Origin of the sequence: Sinomicrobium soli, assembly GCF_003285545.1 — a bacterium.
Lineage (GTDB): Bacteria > Bacteroidota > Bacteroidia > Flavobacteriales > Flavobacteriaceae > Sinomicrobium.
Map to the genome: position 1 here is coordinate 67,933 of NZ_QLNV01000013.1, position 21,069 is coordinate 89,001.

Sequence of the window (21,069 nt, forward strand, 5' to 3'; positions counted from 1 at the left end):
GGGTTACTGAGTTATTGGGTTACTTGGTTACTTGGTTACTGAGTTATTGAGTTATTGCGTGTGACCTCAATAACTTAGTAACTCAATAACCTGTTAACTTAATATCCAAACACTAAATATTCATTTTTTTCATTTCTTCCTTCAGGTAATCCGAGGCCCTCCAGGCCAGGGCGAGAATGGTCCATGTCGGATTCTTATCGGCCTGGGACACAAAAGGTCCGCCGTCTACCACAAAGAGGTTGGGGACATCATGTGCCTGGTTAAACCTGTTCACTACAGAGGTTTTGGGGTCGTCGCCCATACGTGTGGTTCCTACTTCGTGAATAATCCGTCCGGGGTTTTCCAGTCCGTAATCGGTACTTGCATCGGGTCTTTCGCCCAGGGCAATTCCTCCCATTGCGTGGATCACTTCCTCAAAAGTATCGTGCATATGCCTGGCCTGTTTACGTTCTTCGTCAGACCACTTGTAATTAAACCTGAGCACGGGAATGCCGTATTTGTCTACCACATCGTGGTCTATCTCGCAGTAGTTCTCTTTTCTCGGGATGCTTTCTCCCCTTCCGGCCATACCGAACGTAGAGCCGTAAAACCTTCTGAGGTCATTTTTAAAGTCAAGGCCGTAACCTCCCGCTTTCTTCTTGTTCCCGTCCTTATCCGGCACAAGCCCGTTAAGCTGCTCCAGATTAAACCCGAAACCATAGGCAGGCATTCCCATACCTCCCCAGTATTCGATGTGATATCCCCTGGTAAACCCGAGATTTTTGCTGTCGTTGAGCCACCAGGGCGTATACAGGTGCATACCTCCCACACCGTCCTCGTTATACCGCTTGCGGTCCATCAGGGAGGGCACAAACCCCATACGCGACGCCCCGGTAGAGTCGTGCAGGTATTTCCCTACCACATCACTGGAATTGGCCAGTCCGTTAGGATGGGCTTCCGACCTGGAGTTGAGCAGTATCCTGGCCGAGCTACAGGCGCTCGCTGCCATGATAATTACTTTAGCCTTTACCCGGTATTCCTGCAGGTCTTCCTTGTTCACATAGGAAACCCCGGTAGCCTTGCCTTCCCCGTCGGTGAGTACTTCCCGGACCATGGCATTAACGTACAGGTCTACATTACCGGTTTCCATCGCCGGGTTTACCAGGACGGATGACGAAGAGAAGTCTCCGTACACACTGCAGGAACGGGAGCACTGGTTACAGAAGAAACAGGCCCCTCTTGTATTGTTGACCCTCTTGGTAAGTATGGACAACCTCGACGGGATCATGGGTATTCCGGCCTTATCGGCCCCTTTCTTGATATAGAGTTCGTGCAGCCTGGGTTTGGGAGGCGGCAGAAAATGCCCGTCGGGTTCGTTGGGAATATTTTCCCGGGTACCGAATACTCCTATAAGCTTGTCCACCTTGTCGTAATAAGGCCTCACATCCTCATACCCTATGGGCCAGTTATCTCCTTTCCCGTCGTAATCCTTCCGTTTAAAATCGAGGGGGCCGAAACGCAGGGAAATTCTCCCCCAGTGGTTGGTACGCCCTCCGAGCATTCGGGAGCGGAACCAGTCGAATTCGGTACCGTTTTCCTTGGTATAGGGCTCTCCGTCTATTTCCCAGCCTCCGTATGCCATATCAAAATCCCCGAAAGGGCGTACGGTACTGGCCCCTCTCCGCGGTGATTCCCAGGGCCATCGCAGCTGTGTACGCTGTTCGGGATTGGCAGGGTCGAAATGAGGCCCGGCTTCCATCAGTGCGATCTTGAAGCCGGCTTCGGCCAGTACATGGGCGGCCATCCCTCCCCCGGCCCCGGACCCCACGATACATATGTCGTAGGTTTTTGATTGTTCTTTAATCTGAAATGACATGCTTCTGTTGTTTACGGCAAAAATTATATAGATTGATCAAATAAAGCGGTTCTTAGTTCAGGGGTTCCGGCTGTACGCCTTCGTGTGTTATCCTGACGGGGAGAATATGTCCTTTTTCGTCGAAATGCATCTCTTCGATACAGGTTTCCCTGGAATTCCGGTCTGTCTCGCCGAGCGGTCTGCGGTGGTATACGATATAGTATTTGTCCTTCCCCGGAACCTTAATCACCGAATGGTGCCCGGCTCCTGTGGCAATATCCGTATCCTGTTGCAGTATCTTGCCTATACGCTTAAAAGGTCCCAGCGGAGAATCTGCCACGGCATAGGCCACGCTGTAGTCGGGACCGGTCCACCCTCCTTCAGACCACATAAAGTAGTATTTCCCGTTCCGCAGGAACATGAACGGCCCTTCCACATAATTTTCCGGGGTCACTTCCCTGAACACTTCACCGCTCTCAAAAGGTACAAAACCGGTAAAATCGTCATTCAGCACAGCCACATTACAATGTTTCCAGCCTCCGTAAAAAAGATAGTGCTTCCCGTCCTTATCCCGGAAAACAAACTGGTCTATGGGCTGTGCCCCGTTGTAAAACCTGCTGATCAGGGGTTTCCCCAGGTAATCCCGGAAAGGTCCTTCCGGGCGGGAGGCTACGGCAACCCCTATCCCGCCGTGTTCTTCATTGCTCTGAATATCATTGGCCCCGAAGAACAGGAAGTAGCGGTCGTCCTTTTGAATAATGGAAGGAGCCCATACCGCCCTCCTGGCCCATTTTACCGAAGCAGTATCCAGTATGCGCTCGTGTTTGGTCCAGTGTACCAGGTCGGGAGAAGAAAAAGCATCAAAAAACACCTGTTTGTCGTAGGGTGCCGAATAGGTGGGGTATATCCAGTAGGTCTTGTCGAAAACAATACCTTCCGGATCGGCATACCAGCCCGGAAAAACCGGGTTGTTCTGTGCTTTGCCCGACTGGGCAAAAACCGAAATCCCGGAGAAGAGGAAAATAAACGAGAAAAAGTATTTCATAGGTGCCGGTTTTCAAATATGATCTGTAATCCCGGAACAGGCCCGGGGCATAACCGGAAGCTCTCTTTATCAACCTCTTACAAAAAGCAAGCTAAAACGTTTTAGCGGATTTAGGGCTTCAAATCTGTTTATTTCCCTGCAAATAGTGCCTTTAAGAGCAGAAAACTTCCGATTTCTGCGCTATTTTACGAAAAAAAATCTATCCGGCAAAGTCCCGGTGTTTTTTTTACATATCAAACAACAAAAAAGCCAAAGAAAAGAGAATTCCTTATTTGTTCTTCACAGAAGATCCCCGCACCACAAGCCGGGCGGGTAGTGCTATCTTATATTTTCCCGTATCGACCTGCTGCCCTTCGTGTTTCAGCTGGTAAAGGATACTGTCTACCAGCCTGAGCGATATTTCTTCTACGGGCTGCGTTACCGAAGTAATATCGGGGGTATACATCCTGAAGATCTCACTGTCGTCAAAAGCGACCACCCCGATATCTTCCGGAATGGACAGTTTCAGGCTCCTGATGGCCTTCAGGCCACCTGCCCCCAGGTAATTGGAAGAGAAGAACAGGCTGTCGAGCTGCCGGTTATCCTGCAGAAAATTCCGGATTGCGTCCACTATAGATGTCTCGGGGCTCCCGTACGGTACCCGAAGCACCTGTTCCGGCAACCCTGCTTCGGTCACCGCTTTTACATATCCATTGAGCCTGCCCTGCATCTGCGACTGCACGGAATCGAGCGTAACAAAACCGATACTGGAATACCCCTGGTCTACAAGATGCCGTATCGCCTCATAAGTGCTTTTTTCGTTCTCAATAACTACATACCCCGTATCCAGTCCGCTAAAATAGCGGTCGAACAGCATGAGCGGCACTTCGCCTGCCACCAGTTCCTTCAGTTCCTCCTCTATGCCTTCGGTAGGGGTAATGATATAGGCATCCACACTCCTGTCTTTAAATGCCCTTATGAGTTCCCTGGCTTTTTCGGGATCGTTTTCGGTACTGCAGTACACGATCTTATACCCGCTGTTATTGGCCCGGTCTTCTATGCGCCTGGCAATACTGGAAAAAAAGGGATTGGAAATATCCTCGGCCATAAAAGCTATGATCTGCGACTTGCCGTTTCGCAAACTTCTCGCAAAATGATTGGGACGGTAATCTACCTCCCGCACAAATTTCTGAACCCGCTCTATGACCTCCTGGCTTATTCGTTTTTCCCTTGCCTTGCCGTTGAGGACCAGGGAAACCGTGGTAATAGACAACTGAAGTTCATCGGCGATGTCCCGGATCGTACGTTTATTTTTCATGTGTTTCTATGGGTCTGCCTTACAAATATATTAAAAACGGGGCACAGCCACCTGTAAAAAACAGGGTAAACCCTACATATTCAGATAAAAATCACCGGTAAGTGCCCTGTATGCTTCGGTATAGTCATGCCTTTCCCGCTCTATCGCAAGCATATCGGTGCGGAGAGTCCGCTCCCGGAAGGAAAGTCCGACCAGGCTTCTCCCTATCCCGTGCTCACCGGCACCTTCCCTGCCCCTCACACGGGTAATGCGATAAGGATAAAGCCGCTGCCCGGCAGCCAGTGCCAGAAACCGTTCCTCCTCCCTGTATGGTATTACCACATTAAACCTCCCGTCATCTGCGAGAAGCCGGGCCACGGCCTCCAGCAATTGCTCGAAGGGAAGCCACGCGGCAGACCTGGCCTTTTCCCTGCCCGGATCTGAGGAAGAGGTATGCTCCGAAAAAAAGGGCGGATTGGAAACGATCAGCTCGTAAGTGTCGTCCATTTCACCGGCAAAATCTGCCAGGGATGCATGATAGCAGAACAGCCGGTCGTTCCAGGGAGAATTTTCGAAGTTCTCCACACATTGCTCATACGCCGCTCCGTCGATCTCTACCGCGTCGATCAATTCTGCCCCGCACCGCTGGGCGGTCATCAGGGCAATAACACCGGTTCCGGCCCCGATATCCAGTACCGAAAACGGATGATGGGAAACATCGGCCCAGGCCCCCAGCAACACCCCGTCTGTACCTACTTTCATGGCACACCGGTCCTGTTTTACACTGAACTGTTTAAAATGAAAGGGTTTATCAGGCATCGCCGTCGGTTTAAATGGCAGGAGTTTCCCCCGCAGGAATATATTAGAGGTATAATTCGATCAGTCCTTCGGGCACATTGACCACCACAGCTCCGGCTTTCCTGTCTACCTTTACGATAAACTCGTCATTCATCGGGATCAGGATTTCCTTTCCGTCACGGTCGATCGCAAACAGGGGCTGTGCCGTAGTGTCGTTAACAGCGGTTATCCTGCCCACATCTCCGAATTTCTTATCCTTTACGAGGAAACCGATCACTTCGTGAAAATAGAACTTGTTGCCCGACAGCTCGGGCAGTGCCGAAAGCGGCAGGTAGAGTTCCGCCCTCAGCAGGGCATCGGCATCTTCTTCGGTAGTGACATCCTCAAACCTGAGCCGCAACAGGTCTGATTTGTGAAGCGAAGACGCTTCAATAAAAAAAGGAACCAGGTCATGCCCTACGGCGATGAACACTGATTCCAGATTTTCGTACAATTCGGGTTCGTCGGTATCCAGCTTGGCCAGCACCTCTCCCTTAAAGCTGTATTTTTTTACTATTTTACCGAGATAGAAGCAATCCTTTTTCTTCATCCCATCAAAATAATTACTCTGCAGCTTCCTTGTTCTCTTCTTCAGAGGCTTCCGCACCTGCTCCGGCTTCCGGTGCAGCTTCTGCTTCGGGAGCAGCAGCCTCTTCGGCAACCTCTTCTGCGGCTTCTTCGGTAACTTCCTCTGCAGGAGCAGCGTCGGCCTTACGCTTTTCGCTGATCTCTCTTTCTGCTTCCAGCGTTTTTGCCTTAGCTTCTTCTTTAGCTTTTTCCAGCCCCTCTACTTTTGCAGTAACCTTACCGGTTTTTTCTTCCAGCCACGCTGCAAATTTAGCCTCTGCTTCTTCCTGGGTCAAAGCGCCTTTTGTAACCCCGCCAAGCAGGTGTTTCTTAAGGAGTACACCCTTGTAAGAAAGAATCCGTTTTGCCGTATCGGTAGGCTGTGCACCGTTTTGCAACCACTTCACGGAACCGTCTACATTGAGTTCTATCTGTGCAGGGTTGGTGTTCGGATTGTAAGTTCCCAGTTTTTCCAGGAATTTACCATCTCTTTTGGCACGGGCATCGGCCGCTACGATCCAGTAAAAAGGTTTTCCTTTTCTACCGTGTCTCTGTAATCTGATTTTAACAGGCATAATACATTAATTATATGGGGTTCCCGACCCCGGTTATTAATTCTGAGAAACTCCTTCCGAAAAGGAGGGTGCAAATATAAGTATTTTTGTCGTATCTGCCTGCCATAAATTATTTTCTTTTAGGGCTTTACTTTTTTCCGCGGAAAAAATCTAATTTTGGAACCTCTTCATCACTTACGACAAAACACGACATCGTGGAGCATACAAAGATATTACATTTAGACAGTAACCACCCGCTCTTATGGGAGCAGCTGGAAGCAGCCGGGTTTGAAAACCACAGCGATTACATTTCTTCCAAAGAGGATATCGAGGCAGATATCTCCTCCTACGACGGTATTGTGATACGCAGCCGTTTTAAAATAGACCGGCAGTTTATGGACAAGGCCACCCGGCTCCGCTTTATCGCACGGGTAGGGGCAGGGCTGGAAAATATCGATTGTGCCTGTGCCGGGCAGAAAGGCATAGCCCTTATCGCTGCCCCCGAAGGCAACAGGAATGCCGTAGGCGAACACGCACTGGGCATGCTGCTGTCCCTTTTCAACAACCTCAACCGTGCCGACCGGCAGATCCGGGCAGGCCAATGGCTCCGCGAGGCCAACCGCGGACACGAACTGGAAGGGAAAACAGTGGGGATCATCGGTTACGGGAATATGGGAAAAGCCTTTGCCGCAAAGCTGAAAGGGTTCGGCACACAGGTGATCTGCTACGACATCTTACCGGACAAGGGGGATGAAAACGCCACCCAGGTATCCCTCGGCGAACTACAGGCCAGAACCGATGTGCTCAGCCTGCATACCCCGCTTACTCCCCTCACGGACAGGATGGTAAACACGGCTTTTATCGATAAGTTTGCCAAACCGTTCTGGCTTATCAATACGGCCAGGGGGAAAAGTGTCGTTACCGACGACCTCGTCGGGGCCCTGAAAAGCAAAAAAATAACGGGCGCTGCACTGGACGTCCTGGAATACGAAAAATCGTCTTTTGAATCCCTGTTCTCCGAAGACCGCATCCCGGAAGCTTTTCAGTACCTTCTCCAGGCAGATCATGTATTGCTTTCCCCGCATGTCGGCGGATGGACCTTCGAGAGCCACAGAAAACTCGCCCGTACCATCGCAGATAAAATACTGCAGCTATACGGGATACAGGGCAATCGGGGGATTTGATATGGAGTAAGAGAACGGGGGGCAATAAGTTGCTTTCGGAGCATGGACAGATGGGGCCTCTACTTATAAAAACATTACCCTTTTACCAGCACAAAATAGTTTTTCTTCCCTCTCTGAAGCAGTACAAACCTGTTGTTGATCAGGTCTTTCCCGGTGATGGCATATCCCTCGCCTACTTTTTCCCTGTTTACCGAAATGGAGTTTTCCTTCAGGGCCCTGCGGGCTTCCCCGTTGGATTTGAGGAATCCTGATTTTTCACTTAGTGCCCCGATGATGTCGAGCCCCGCCTCGATATCCGAAGCCGCTATTTCTGCCTGGGGAACGCCGTCGAATACATCGAGAAATGTCTGTTCATCCAGGGCTTTCAGATCTTCGGAAGAACTCTTCCCGAACAGTATTCCCGACGCCTGTATGGCTTTTTCCAGGGCTTCCCTGCCGTGTACAAAGACCGTGATCTCTTCCGCCAGCCTTTTTTGAAGCTCCCTGAGATGCGGGGCCTCCCGGTGCCCGGCAATCAGCGCTTCGATGGTCTCCCGGTCGAGGAAGGTAAATATCCGGATGTATTTTTCGGCATCTTCATCAGAAGTATTCAGCCAGAACTGGTAGAATTTATACGGAGAGGTCCTTTCCGGATCGAGCCATACGTTACCGCCTTCCGTTTTTCCGAATTTCGACCCGTCGGCCTTGGTAATAAGCGGACAGGTAAGGGCGTACGCCTTCGCACTGTCATCGCTCATACGCCGGATAAGTTCGGTACCGGTCGTAATATTGCCCCATTGGTCAGACCCTCCCATCTGCAACAGGCAGTCGTAGGTCTTGTAGAGGTGGTAAAAATCGTATCCCTGTATAAGCTGGTAGGTAAATTCGGTAAAGGACATCCCCGATCCCGATTCCGCGCTCAGGCGTTTTTTGACGGAGTCCTTGGCCATCATGTAGTTTACCGTGATACGCTTGCCCACATCGCGGGCAAAGGTGATAAAGGAAAAGTCCTTCATCCAGTCGTAATTGTTTACCATCAGGGCGGCATTGGGCTTGCCACTGTTAAAGTCGAGCAGTTTTGACAGTTGTTTTTTAAGGCCCTCTATATTTTTCTCAAGGGTCTCCTCATCGAGCAGATTGCGCTCCTCCGATTTCATGGAGGGGTCCCCGATCATCCCTGTAGCCCCGCCTACCAGCACTATCGGGCGATGGCCTGCCAGCTGAAAGTGACGAAGCATCATCACCCCCACCAGGTGACCGATATGCAGCGAATCGGCCGTAGGATCGATCCCGACATAGGCCGAGGTAGTTCCTTTGTTCAATTGCTCTTCGGTACCCGGCATGATATCGTGGATCATGCCCCTCCAGCGTAATTCTTCGACAAAATTCCTCACCATTTCTGTATCCTTTTTGGTAAAACAAGCGCAAATTTACAATAAATAGGCAATTAGCCCCCCTGTAAACAACGATTTTGTACTGTTTTCCCGCAATGCAGTCGGTCTAAAATACATATCTTTGGCCTTATGATTTTAGTCACCGGAGGAACGGGGCTCGTTGGTGCTCACTTGTTACACGCACTGTCCCGGCAGGAAGAACACATAAGGGCCATTTACAGGAAAGGCAGTGATATTGCTGCAGTAAAGACGCTTTTTGAGGAACTGAAAGACCCGGAAGCCCGGTTCGGCCGCATCACATGGGTCGAGGCCGATATTACCGACATTCCGGCGCTTTCCGATGCCTTTAAGGGCATTAGCCGCGTATATCACGCCGCCGCCTTTATTTCCTTCGACCCGGCCGACTACCATCTGCTGAAAAAGATAAATACGGAAGGGACCGCCAATATCGTAAACCTCTGCCTGGCACACCGTGTCCGCAAGCTGTGTTTCGCGAGCTCTGTGGCAACCCTGGGAAAGACTGCTTCCCCCGACGAATTTATCACCGAGGATACCCACTGGAATACGGAGTCGGAAAACAACGTATATGCCATCAGCAAATATGGCGCTGAAATGGAGGTGTGGAGAGGAAGCCAGGAAGGACTGGATGTCGTTATCGTAAATCCGGGCATCATTCTCGGAATCCCGCCGGGGAAAAAGGGATGGAAAACAGGGAGCGGAAGAATATTCCGGGAGATCGACAGGGGGCTGAACCATTATACCGAAGGGATTACGGGATATGTGGACGTAACCGATGTGGTGGCCATCATGACCGGCCTTATGCAAAGCGACCTCCGCAACGAAAGATATGTTGCTGTCGGGGAAAACCTGAGCTACAGGCAGGTCTTTACGGCCATAGCCGGGGCCCTCGACAAAAAGCCTCCCCGGAAAGAGGTTCCCGCATGGACCCTGCCCCTGTTGTGGAGGCTGGACTGGCTCACGGGCAGGATCACCGGAAAACCGCGCAGGATCACCCGTTTAACGGCCAGGTCGGCAATAGCCCGTCACTATTATAACAGCGAAAAGATAAAAGCGGCCCTCGGCATTACCTTTAACCCGGTAGCCGATACTATAAGCCGTACGGGGCAGTACTACAGGCAACTCAGGGAACATTCCGGGAAAAAAGGGGAACAAACCTGAAATCTTTCCCACTAAAAAGGCCACGATCGCTCAGCTTAAGGTCAGGGATCACCAGGAGGGCCATAAAGCTCAGGGTCATAAAAGGAGACTGCAGGGTACTCCCCATCGATTTAGCCATAGCTTCTATGGCTGTATATTTCCGGGCCACCTCGTAACCATCGGCATCAGACATGATCCCTGCCACGGGAAGGGGAAGCAACATCTCCTCACTGCCGGATACCGCCGAAATACCGCCCTTGCTGTCCACTATAAGATTTACGGCCCTTGCCAGGAGTTTGTCGTCCGAGCCTACGGCAATGATATTGTGACAATCATGAGCCACCGAAGAAGCTATCGCCCCTTCCTTTATACCGAAGTTCCGTACAAAAGCAACTGCGGGAGGCGCATTTTCATACCTGTTGACAACGGCTATCTTCAGGATATCCCTTGTCGTATCCGGAACGGCAAACCCGTCGCATACCTTTGCCTTTTCCAGGGCCCCGGAAGTGATCAGCTCCCCGTCATGTGCTTCTATAATCCGGAGGTATTCTCCCGAAGCCCTGACCCGGAAGCCGGAAGCCGCCACCTTGCCTGCACAAAAATTATTGATCCCGGCAGGTTTGCCCCGGGGTATCAGCGACCTCCCCTTATCCGCAACACGGGCCCCGTTGATATAGGTGCTCAGCACACCGAAGTCTACCAGGTCCCGGACCACTATAAAATCGGCAGGGTCTCCCGGTTTCAGCTGCCCTACATTCATCCCGTAATGCCGCACGGGATTTACACAGGCAGCCCTTAACACCTTAAAAAGATCGTTGCCGCGGGATACCGCCAGGGATACCAGGGTATTGATATGCCCCTCTACGAGACTGTCCGGATGCTTGTCATCGGAGCAGAACATAATATGGTCGGGGTAATCATCGATCAGGCCGGCCAGGGCCTCAAAATTCCGGGCCGCGCTACCTTCCCGTATGATGACCTTCATGCCCAGCTTCAGTTTGTCAAGTGCCTCCTCCCTGGTGAAGCACTCGTGATCCGTGCTAATTCCGGCACTGGCATATTGTTCCGCCATTGCTCCCCGAAGACCGGGGGCGTGTCCGTCTACCGGTTTGCCGTACTTCTTTGCAACAGCAATTTTTTCCATGACTTCCGGGTTGCGCGCTATGACCCCCGGCCAGTTCATCATTTCCGACAAGTAGCCAATATCTTCTTCCGACAGCAATCTGTCGATATCCCCGGCCGTAATGGTGGCCCCGGCCGTTTCAAAAGGAGTTGCCGGCACACAGGACGGTGCCCCGAAACAGAACTTGAAATTCACCTTCCGGCCATCGTCAAGCATATACCTGACCCCTTCCATACCACATACATTGGCGATCTCATGCGGGTCTGATACGGTAGCCACAGTGCCGTGTACGACCGCAAGACGCGCAAATTCCGACGGCACCAGCATGGACGACTCCACATGTACATGAGCATCGATAAAACCGGGCATCAGGAATACTTCCGGGGCCGACCCCAGCCGTTCCACCGCCTTTATCTTCCCTTCTGCCAGCACGATCTCCGCAGGATAAATATCCCGGTTCTCCATATCCACAAACTGCCCCTGTATACTATCCTTCATTATTTCACCCATTTTCCGTTTAACCCACAACCATCAACGAACCACTTCCACCCACTGTCCTTTGGTACGTACCCGGTAATCATTGTCGTACATGGCCTCGCACTGTATGCCGGGGAGATAGTATCTGCCGAGATAGGAAGCATTGACCAGTACCCGGAAAGTCTTGGTTTTTCTCGCACCCAGATCAAAATAGAAATTGGCCCTGTCGTCCCTCAGGTCAGTATAGGTCGCCGGGTTCGGGGTGTTCTGCCCCTCGCCGAAGTCGGTAAAACGGGTATTGACGATCTCCCAGCCACTGGGGAAGATATGGCTCAATGCCACATTTTTCAGTTCCTCTCCCTTGAGATTGGTAATACTTACCTCCGCCACAAAGTTGGTGCCCTGCGATAAGGACGACACATTCATCGTACTGCCATCCCTGCCCTTATACGTTACTACGGCCCTGAGGTTCTGCTGTTCAGCCAGTTCCTTACCTACCGGAAGGATACCGCTGCTGAGTACCCGTACAAAAACCGTATTGTCCCTGCCGTTCTCCAGTTGCAGGCTGTTGGAACCCTGCTTGACCGCGGGAGTACGCGATGCCATGGTTTTGGAAGTGTTTATACCGGCCTGTTTTCCGTTTACCGTATAGGTTACCTCCATGCCCTTACCTCCCACATACCCGGCAAATTTCGCCATAGCCAGCAGGCTGTATGCCGTACTCTGGGTACTCATCCACTTATCCTCGCTCAGGCTTTTGGCAATGGTTACCGCAAGTTCCCGTGCCGTATCCTTGTCATTCAGCAGCACCAGTGTTTCCAGGGCCAGTGCCCGGTTCCTCTCGGTAGAGCCATAGGTGTGATAGTCGTATACCACCGGTTTAAAATCGATATTGGCCGAAGCAAAGACCTCGCGGGCTATTTCCTGCTGCCCTATCAGTGCATAGGCTGCGGCCAGGCGATGTTTGGCCTCGTTCGATATTCCCGAAGTTTCCCTCAGGCGGTTCATCGCCGACACATCGGCACGTTCTGCCAGCGCCAGGGTATACAGGCGGTAAGCCTGGGCAAGGCTGGAACTCCGTTCCGAACTTCGCCATTGTTTGGCGGCCTGTTGCTGGTAACTGACCCAGCTGTTGCGGAAGCCTATCGGGAGTATGTACCCTCTTTTCTCCGCTTCCAGGAAAAAATGCCCCGCATAGGAAGTCCCCCAGTCGTCGGCCTGCCGCTGTCCGCTCCAGTATGCAAATCCCCCGTTGGGAAGCTGGTACCCGCCCAGCCGTTTTATGGCACTTTCCACATTTTTCTGTATGTCCTGTTTCTTTCCGGCGGTCAGGTCAAAAATATCCGTAAGGAACAACTGCGGGAAGGCTGCGGAAGTCACCTGCTCCACACAGCCGTGGGGATAGCGGATCAGGTATTGCATGCGGCCGTCAAAATTCATCGGGGGAAGGGTAGAAAACTCCAGGCTAACGGCATTGCTGCCTGCCACCCCGAAGGTCTCCAGCCCAATCTCCCGGCTACTTCCTGGTTCCAGTACCACATCCTGTACCGAGGTCGTTACGGGATTGGGGTTTACCGCATCTATTTCCACCTCATAAGAGGCGGTCTCCCCACCTCCGGAAGCGGTGACCTCTACCTTGCCTATCCCTTCAAAATCGGAGATCTCCAGTTCGAAATACGCCATTTTTTCATCGGGGCGTTCAAAGGAAACCGTCTGGCTGCTGTTTTCCGCCACCTTGAAGGCCTTGTTATCTTTTACCTGTACCGTCACATTTTTCACCTTGTCTTCCATGGCAAATACCGTTACCGGCAGGGTAACCTTTTCGCCCGGGGTTATCTTTCTCGGCAATGAGGCCAGTACCATAAGCGGTTTCTTCACCGGGGTGGTCTTTTCTGTGCTGCCATAAGCCCCTGTCTCCGGGTTTCCGGCAACCACCATGGTCCTCACCGAACCTATGTATTTCGGGATGGCGATCTCATGTGACGCGGTCTGTCCCTTTTTCAGGCTGAAGGGCCCCAGGTAAACCACCATCGGCTTGAAGCGATCGGCTTTTTTGTTCTTTGCCCCGGCCAGTTCTTCATCCCCTCCTATACTGAATACCTGGTCTATGCGCCCGCCGAAGGCCCCTATAACATCGTCATAGATGTCCCAGGTCTTGACGCCCAGGGCTTCCCGTGCAAAAAAGGCTTCCCAGGCATCCGGTGTACGGAACCTGGTAAGGTCGAGCAAGCCGTCGTCCACAACAGCCAGCGTATAGGTCATGGGCCTGCCCTGTTGTTCCCTCACCTTCACGGTAACCGTTTCTTCCGGGCGCAGCACGTCCGGCATGGCCACTTCCGGTTTCAGCCGGGTGGCCGGGTCCTCCACGTTTACCGGCATTACACCGTACATCCGTATGGGAAGGTCGTTTGCCGTAGAGGCATGAGGCTGCAACAGGGAAATATGGATATACACATTGGGGGCATACAGGGCCTCGACAGGCAGTTCAAAACGGGTTTCCCCTTCCCCGGCATTCACCCAGCGCGCATGCAGCACCTCGGTACCGTTTTCCACGGTCACCAGGGCACGCCCGCCGGCACTGCTGGGGAAAGTAACTACGGCCTTTTCCCCTACCGTATAGCTTTCCTTATCTGTGGAGAACACCAGCATCGTGGCCGTAGACGGATCGTTTTTCCTCGACTTCCCGGCCCATCCCGGCCAGTCGATATAAACGGTCTGCCCCGTAGCATGCCCTCCTTCCGGATCTTCAACATGCACCAGGTAACGCCCCCATTCCGGGTATTTCAGTTCAAATTCGAACGACGCTTTTCCATCCGCTCCGGTATCCAGTGTCCGGGAATAAACATTCTCCCGCTGACTGCTCCCCGAATAGGAAGACAAATTATCTTCGGAGGTATCCCACCACCAGCGCCAGTTTACCTTATACACCGTAACCTTCAGTCCTTTCGTCGCCCTGGGGTTTCCATCCTCGTCAACCGAAACCACTTCAAAACGGTGTTTGGTATCGGTGAGCAGCATCCCCCGGTTTTCATCCCCTTTAGGCACATTAAGCCCGATATAAGTCTGATAGGGTGAGTAGGTCCTGGAAAAGACATCCGTACTGAAATCTCCCCCGGTCTCGTATACCTTGGTTGTGAAAGAAGCCCTGAGCATTCCCGGGGCGGCTTTGTCCAGCTGGGGTTTCAGCGAGAACACCGCTTTTCCCTCCGCGTCGATCTTCCCGTCAAAAACGGTCTGTTCTTCAGCGCGGAACGACCTGGTTGGGTCGTCGAAGACATATCCCGGAAACTGCCCGAAGGCTGTTTTCTGCGGCTGGAACCTGAGCTGTATATCCGCTTTCAGGTTTCGGGCTACCGCCCCGTGAAGCCAGGCTACATCCAGGGTTCCGTGTACCGGTTTTGAGCCGGAGAGTATCTCGTCTTCAAAGCCGGCCTTTATTTTCAGCCGGTTGGGCTTTATGGTCTCTATCCGTATGTTCTTATGGAATGAAGCACCCCCTACGGAAACCACCGCCTGCCAGTTCCCCGTAGGTGCATCCTGGTCGGTAGGCGTAATAAACGTATAAAAATTACCTACCCCCCCGTTGCGGGTCTTCTTTGTCACTATTTTGCCATAGGGATCACGCAGCTCGAATTTTACCGGATGCCCGGCAGGCAGCCTGCTGGCCTTGTCATTCAGCACAAAAGAAAGAAAAAGCGTATCTCCCGGACGCCATACGCCCCGCTCCCCGTAAATATATCCCTTGATCCCCTTTTGCAGGGTAACACCCGACACATCGAACTTACTCACCGAAAGGGCATTGCCGTCGTTCAGCTTGACATAGGTTTTGCTATTTCCCTTTTCTGCAATGGCAAAAGAAGCCGGACGATCGGCATCGTACATGGCAAAACCATCCTGGTCGGTAACCGCCCGCGCCACCTCCTGCTGCTGAAAATTATAGAAGGTCACTTTGGCCCCCGCCTCCGGGTCGGCGGTAACCAGGTTGGTCACGCTTATAAAATAAGACTGGTTGTTTCCCTTTTTTACCGTAGCGCCGAGATCCGAAGCCAGGATGTTGACCGTTGTCTTCCTGTTGCGGTAATAGGACGTATGGCAGGGATTGTCCCTTTCGCTCCAGCTATAGGAATAATCGTAATAGTAATCGTCGTAATAATACTGCTCTGCATTGTCCCAGTAGCTCGACTCCCCGACGGCACTGTCGTAATCCTCTTCTTCCGTGTCTTCCTCCTCGGTAAAATTGGTAGTGCTGCAGGTATAGGTACTGTATGAAGGGCGAAATCGGAATTCCACCCTGTAGACAGCCCCCGGATCAGGATTGATAAGCTCCCGCAGGTCCAGGGCATAGGCGTGCCATTTGCCGTCGCCGGGAGTAATTTCATCCTGCAACACTATGGTTTTACGCGCTACGGGCCTGGCCACGGTGCGCAAATCGCCTTCGCCCCCGTTAATATCCTGGTATTGCAGGAACTGAAGGATGTTGTCCTGGAATATTTTTATCACCGACACATCAACGGCCTTCAGGTTTACCGCCTCAAAATTGACTTTCAGATTGTTGGACGAGGGCAGGATGGAACCGCTTTGCAGCAGCCTCACATCCGGTTTGAGCTGTTCGAAGGCCACCTGTTCGGAAAAGAGCTGTTTCAGCTTGTAGTTCTCCGCATTCTGTATGCCCTGAAATACTTCCAGTTTTTTTGTTCCCGACAGGGTGCCCTTCGGGTATACCTTGAGCACGTTCCCGTTTACCGAAAATTTAAGCGACCCGGCATCCTGGATCTGGACCAGGCCGTTAAAGTCCTGGTTCTTTTTAAGCGGGTCTGAAAAACTGATCTCCAGGTATGGCTTGTCGGTCCCGGCCACCTGGACCTCTATCACGGTAAAATTATTCTTTCCGGGAACGGCTACCTCTCCCTGCCCTTCCGAATCGATACCGAAGGCTTTTCCGCTCCACGACACCTTTACTTTGGAATCTTCTTCCTGCCGCTGTATGCTGTCTATCTTAAACCGGAAGGTGGTATGGGTGCCTGCAGTGGCATAAAAATCCACAGGGAGGTCCTTATCCCCCTGCGAAGCCATCACGAGGTTTTTGGCAATACCGATATCGAGCTGGTCACTGCTCCGGAGTGTTCCCTCAATATACTGCCAGTTGCGGTCATACGACTGCAGGTGATCGGTGGTAATGTTGAATTCCTGTTTGACGGTCTTTACCCGGAACCGGAATTTTCTCAGGTCGGCAGGGAGGTCCTCTACCAATGCTTCCAGGTCAAGGGTAAACTCGTATTCCGTATCCTGCTCCAGGGATTCTTCAGGAACAAAAGCCACGGTCTGGTTGTTCAGGGCGACAACCTTACCCTTGATATTCGGGGAAACCCTGAAAAGACGTTCCGGGAGCTCCTTGTTTTTCTCCCATCCCTCCACGGGCTGTGTAAGCACCACCCTGATATCTGAAGTGGTGGAAATAATCCCCTGGGAAACATCGGAGACGTATTCGCGGTATTTGAACAAGTTGGAAACCTGTTCCCTGACCGCCTGTTCGGGATCTTTATCCTTACAGGATACCACGATCATGGCGATGGCAATAAAGAGTAAATGTTTCAGACGCATAATGTTCCGTTTTAATATGACATGCCCTCTCAGGGGACCGTTGTAATCTTAAGGTTAATCTTCTCCGAATATTCCGATATGTTTCTGCCCGTCTGCACCGATACCCGCCCTGTACATCCCGGGGGTGTTGAATTCCATAACGATATTCCCCTTATGGTCTACCGCTATGATCCCTCCGTTTCCTCCCATTTCCGGGAGCTTCTTCCGGATAACCTCCCGGGCCGCCTGTTCCAGGGTATGGCCCCGGTATTCCATAAGTGCGGAAATATCATACGCTACGACGCCCCGGATAAAGAACTCTCCCCATCCTGTAGACGAAACGGCACAGGTATTGTTGTTGGCATAGGTACCGGCCCCGATAACGGGAGAATCCCCGATACGCCCCCAGCGCTTGTTGGTCATCCCCCCGGTAGAGGTTGCGGCTGCGAGATTTCCCTTGCGGTCCAGTGCCACACATCCCACCGTACCGTATTTGGAATCCCTGATAAAAGGGTCGTAGGCCGATGCCTGTTGTTTTCTGTTTTCCCGCCTTGCCTTTTCCTGTACGGCCTTAAGCGCCCGCATCCGTTCCCCGGTATGAAAGTACCCCTCCGGCACCATTTCCAGTCCCTGCTCCCGGGCAAAAGCCTCCGCCCCTTCACGGGCCAGCATAACGTGTTCCGATCTTTCCATGACCGCACGGGCCAGTGAAACAGGGTTTTTAACTGTGGTTACCCCGGCCACCGCCCCTGCATTCAGGCTTTGCCCGTCCATAACGGAAGCGTCCAGTTCATTCCGCCCGTCGCTGGTAAAAACCGCACCCTTTCCGGCATTGAACAGGGGGGAATCTTCAAGCATGACCACCACCCGCTCCACGGCATCCAGGCTGCTGCCTCCCCGTTGCAGCACGGCATATCCCGTATCCAGCGCTTTTTCAAGTACACTCCTGTACTGCGCTTCCCGTTCCGGGGAAAGGTTCTTCCGGAGAATGGTCCCCGCACCCCCGTGAATCACCAGGGCAACTCTTTCTTCTTTATCATCGCGGGCTCCCCCGGAGGTTCCGGCTTCCTGCCTGCAGGAAAGTACTGCAAAAAGTGCCAGGCCGTACAATACGGTCTTGAAGGTATACTTGTTCGGGAACATATAACGGCTCGTTTAAAAAATAAAAATACTAAAAATACCGGCCGGATCGTTCAAAACAGGACGAATCAACACTCGACCAGTCAAAAATAACAGCCAACCACCTTTAAAAAAATCCCCGGAAACGGGTATTTTTTCCTTTCCGAAACGGTAAATACCACGGAAACGGGCTATGGCCTTCCGGGCAGACTGCCGGTATCCGGGAGAGATCATGGAAGCTGTTGAAATTACAACAAAATTAAATACGGGAAGCATGCGGCCCAAAGGCAGAAATCCGTAATTTTAGGGCTTCGGCACCAAAAGGTACCTGAAACCCCTTGCTCCCCTGCATACGGGGAGCCGGTCATCATTATTTTCCATATCAAAAAGGACATTCAGACATGAGTATCAAAAAACCTTTTAACCTTCACCGATGGATCGACGAGAACCGGGAACTTCTCAAACCGCCGGTAGGGAACAAGAACCTCTACACCGAATCGGAAGATTATATCGTGATGGTCGTTGCCGGGCCCAATGCCCGTAAGGACTTCCACTACAATCAGACCGAAGAATTCTTTTACCAGATCGAGGGGCACATCAAGGTGGTCGTCCAGGAAAACGGGGAGCGCAAAGAGATGGAACTCGGCCCCGGCGACATGTACCTCAACCCCGCCGGGGTGCCCCACAGCCCGGTGCGGAGCGAAGGGTCCGTAGGCCTCGTGATAGAGCGAAAAAGGGCCGGAAAGAATTTTAAGGACGGGCTGCTGTGGTATTGCGAAAACTGCAATCACAAACTCCACGAAGTCTATTTTGAACTTCACGACATAGAAAAAGACTTTCTGCCGCACTTCCGGGACTTTTATAATTCGGAGGCACTGCGCACCTGTGAACAATGCGGAACCGTCATGGATACCGACCCGAGGTTTACGGACTGATCAGTTGCCTTTACGGCTTATGAGCACCGCTCCGGCAATAAGGCATATAACGCCTCCGCCGAGATAGGCATACCCCCTGGTCCTGGACGAGGAATCCTCTGCCTTAAGCTCAAGATCGCCGATTTCGATACCACTTTCGCTGTCGCCTAAAGTGTTTATGCCTACATATCCTGCAACCAGCCCGGCCAGGATTAAAATTATTCCGATAGTTTTTTTCATAATATGCATTTTTATGTGGATATATCCATAAAATTAATAAAAAAATAACACATAAATTCAATATATAATCAAGTTATCAGAGCCTCCTTTACCATTCGACCCGGGAAATACGGATCTGCCGGGAAGGTTTAACAGGAGAAAATAATAATTTGTAACTTCGTGAAAATTTAACAGTCTACTCAAAAAAAGTTATAAATGTCATTAATTGCTACTGATTTCGGAATAGATAAAAGTCTCAGGGCCCTGGGGCTTGCCGATGTAAACAACGGGACTTCCACGGGGAAAAACTTTTTCGGGAACGGAGATCCCGTCGCTTCATATTCGCCGGTGGATGGTGCCCTTATAGGAAAAGTGAGTACGACAACACGGGAAGATTACGAAAAAGTAATCACAACGGCCGCCGAAGGGTTCGCCGTATGGCGTACCATGCCTGCGCCGCAGCGCGGGGAGATCGTACGCCAGTTCAACGACGAGTTGCGACGGCTGAAAGAACCCCTGGGAAAACTGGTCTCCTACGAAATGGGAAAATCATACCAGGAAGGGCTGGGCGAAGTACAGGAAATGATCGATATCTGCGATTTTGCCGTGGGGCTCTCACGGCAGTTACACGGACTTACCATGCACTCCGAGCGGCCGGGGCACCGTATGTACGAGCAATATCACCCTTTGGGTGTCGTAGGGATCATCTCGGCGTTCAACTTCCCGGTTGCGGTATGGAGCTGGAATACGGCACTGGCCTGGGTATGCGGGGATGCCTGCATCTGGAAAGGCTCGGAAAAAACACCGCTTACCTCGGTAGCCTGCCAGAATATTGCCGCAAGGGTATTTGCCGAAAACGGATTGCCCGAGGGGATATCCTGCCTCATTACCGGCGATTATACGGTGGGGGAGATGATGACCCGTGACGAGCGTATCCCGCTGGTTTCTGCCACGGGGTCGATCCGTATGGGGAAGATCGTGGCCCAGGCCGTGGCTGCACGTCTCGGAAAGTCGCTGCTGGAACTCGGGGGAAACAATGCCATTATCGTAACCCCCGATGCCGACATCAAGAATACGGTGATCGGGGCCGTGTTCGGAGCCGTGGGTACCTGCGGACAGCGCTGTACCTCTACCCGGAGGCTTATTGTACACGAAGATGTTTACGACAAGGTAAAGGATGCCATCGTGGCCGCATATAAGCAGCTTCGCATAGGAAACCCGCTGGATGAAAAAAATCACGTAGGCCCGCTTATCGATAAAGACGCCGTAGCCCGGTATCTTCACGCCCTTAAAAAGGTGGAGGAAGAAGGCGGTAAGGTACTGGTAGAAGGCGGTGTGATTTCCGGAGAGGGATATGAGAGCGGCTGTTATGTAAAACCCGCCATTGCGGAGGCCGAAAACCATTACGACATCGTACAGGAAGAGACTTTTGCCCCCGTATTGTACCTGCTTAAATACAGCGGAGACCTGGAAAATGCCATCCGCCTGCAAAACGGGGTGAAACAAGGGCTGTCTTCGGCGATAATGACCAACAACCTGAGGGAAGCCGAGCGATTTTTATCTGCTGAAGGATCCGATTGTGGTATTGCCAACGTAAATATAGGAACAAGCGGAGCAGAAATAGGGGGAGCTTTCGGAGGAGAGAAGGAAACCGGGGGCGGACGCGAATCGGGTTCGGATGCCTGGAAGGTATATATGCGGCGACAGACCAATACCATCAACTATACCACCGAGCTACCGCTGGCACAGGGCATTAAGTTTGACCTGTAACAGCCTCCATCACAAATTTCCCAATTGACAAATTATCAC

Annotated in this window: 15 protein-coding genes; 4 read left to right on the top strand and 11 right to left on the bottom strand. The window is 51.9% G+C overall.

Annotated elements, in window-relative coordinates:
- Positions 1 to 112 precede the first annotated feature (112 nt).
- The 6 genes from DN748_RS15030 to DN748_RS15055 all read right to left on the bottom strand — a co-directional run bounded on the left by DN748_RS15030 (position 113) and on the right by DN748_RS15055 (position 6,134).
- Positions 113 to 1,855: a GMC family oxidoreductase gene (locus DN748_RS15030; protein WP_112372653.1), complete on the bottom strand. Its 1,743-nt coding sequence runs from the start codon at positions 1,853 to 1,855 to the stop codon at positions 113 to 115.
- Positions 1,856 to 1,907: 52 nt separating this feature from the next.
- On the bottom strand, positions 1,908 to 2,879 hold the full coding sequence (locus DN748_RS15035; protein ID WP_112372654.1) for a glycoside hydrolase family 43 protein: 972 nt from the start codon (positions 2,877 to 2,879) through the stop codon (positions 1,908 to 1,910).
- Positions 2,880 to 3,147: 268 nt separating this feature from the next.
- Entirely contained in the window at positions 3,148 to 4,176 is a 1,029-nt protein-coding gene (locus DN748_RS15040) for a LacI family DNA-binding transcriptional regulator (protein WP_112372655.1), read from the bottom strand.
- Between the two features lie 72 nt (positions 4,177 to 4,248).
- Positions 4,249 to 4,917, bottom strand: coding sequence for a tRNA1(Val) (adenine(37)-N6)-methyltransferase (locus tag DN748_RS15045; protein WP_236636883.1), 669 nt, complete (start codon positions 4,915 to 4,917; stop codon positions 4,249 to 4,251).
- A gap of 100 nt (positions 4,918 to 5,017) precedes the next feature.
- Entirely contained in the window at positions 5,018 to 5,542 is a 525-nt protein-coding gene (rimM, locus tag DN748_RS15050) for a ribosome maturation factor RimM (protein ID WP_112372657.1), read from the bottom strand.
- 13 nt (positions 5,543 to 5,555) lie between these two features.
- Entirely contained in the window at positions 5,556 to 6,134 is a 579-nt protein-coding gene (locus tag DN748_RS15055) for a 30S ribosomal protein S16 (protein ID WP_112372658.1), read from the bottom strand.
- A gap of 194 nt (positions 6,135 to 6,328) precedes the next feature.
- On the opposite strand from DN748_RS15055, the gene DN748_RS15060 reads away from it, so the two are divergent.
- Positions 6,329 to 7,297 (top strand): 2-hydroxyacid dehydrogenase, encoded by a 969-nt coding sequence (locus DN748_RS15060; RefSeq protein ID WP_112372683.1) that lies wholly within the window; start codon positions 6,329 to 6,331, stop codon positions 7,295 to 7,297.
- 74 nt (positions 7,298 to 7,371) lie between these two features.
- On the opposite strand, the gene tyrS is transcribed toward DN748_RS15060, so the two are convergent.
- A complete protein-coding gene (tyrS, locus tag DN748_RS15065) occupies positions 7,372 to 8,673 on the bottom strand; it encodes a tyrosine--tRNA ligase (RefSeq protein WP_112372659.1) in 1,302 nt (433 codons plus the stop codon).
- 126 nt (positions 8,674 to 8,799) lie between these two features.
- On the opposite strand from tyrS, the gene DN748_RS15070 reads away from it, so the two are divergent.
- Positions 8,800 to 9,849, top strand: coding sequence for an NAD-dependent epimerase/dehydratase family protein (locus DN748_RS15070; RefSeq protein ID WP_112372660.1), 1,050 nt, complete (start codon positions 8,800 to 8,802; stop codon positions 9,847 to 9,849).
- Here DN748_RS15070 and ade read toward each other — a convergent pair.
- Genes ade through DN748_RS15085 form a run of 3 tightly spaced genes read right to left on the bottom strand, consistent with a single transcriptional unit; the run spans position 9,812 to position 18,151 of the window.
- The gene (gene ade, locus DN748_RS15075) at positions 9,812 to 11,449 is read right to left on the bottom strand and encodes an adenine deaminase (RefSeq protein WP_112372661.1); all 1,638 of its coding nucleotides are present in this window, start codon (positions 11,447 to 11,449) and stop codon (positions 9,812 to 9,814) included. The genes DN748_RS15070 and ade overlap by 38 nt on opposite strands.
- A gap of 33 nt (positions 11,450 to 11,482) precedes the next feature.
- Positions 11,483 to 17,029: an alpha-2-macroglobulin family protein gene (locus DN748_RS15080; RefSeq protein ID WP_112372662.1), complete on the bottom strand. Its 5,547-nt coding sequence runs from the start codon at positions 17,027 to 17,029 to the stop codon at positions 11,483 to 11,485.
- A gap of 54 nt (positions 17,030 to 17,083) precedes the next feature.
- Positions 17,084 to 18,151, bottom strand: a complete 1,068-nt coding sequence (locus tag DN748_RS15085) for an isoaspartyl peptidase/L-asparaginase family protein (protein ID WP_112372663.1) — start codon at positions 18,149 to 18,151, stop codon at positions 17,084 to 17,086.
- Positions 18,152 to 18,528: 377 nt separating this feature from the next.
- On the opposite strand from DN748_RS15085, the gene DN748_RS15095 reads away from it, so the two are divergent.
- Positions 18,529 to 19,062, top strand: coding sequence for a 3-hydroxyanthranilate 3,4-dioxygenase (locus DN748_RS15095; protein ID WP_112372665.1), 534 nt, complete (start codon positions 18,529 to 18,531; stop codon positions 19,060 to 19,062).
- Here the strand turns inward: DN748_RS15095 and DN748_RS15100 are convergent, their stop codons facing one another.
- A complete protein-coding gene (locus DN748_RS15100) occupies positions 19,063 to 19,281 on the bottom strand; it encodes a hypothetical protein (protein WP_112372666.1) in 219 nt (72 codons plus the stop codon).
- Between the two features lie 195 nt (positions 19,282 to 19,476).
- On the opposite strand from DN748_RS15100, the gene amaB reads away from it, so the two are divergent.
- Positions 19,477 to 21,030, top strand: a complete 1,554-nt coding sequence (gene amaB, locus DN748_RS15105) for an L-piperidine-6-carboxylate dehydrogenase (protein WP_112372667.1) — start codon at positions 19,477 to 19,479, stop codon at positions 21,028 to 21,030.
- Positions 21,031 to 21,069 lie beyond the last annotated feature (39 nt).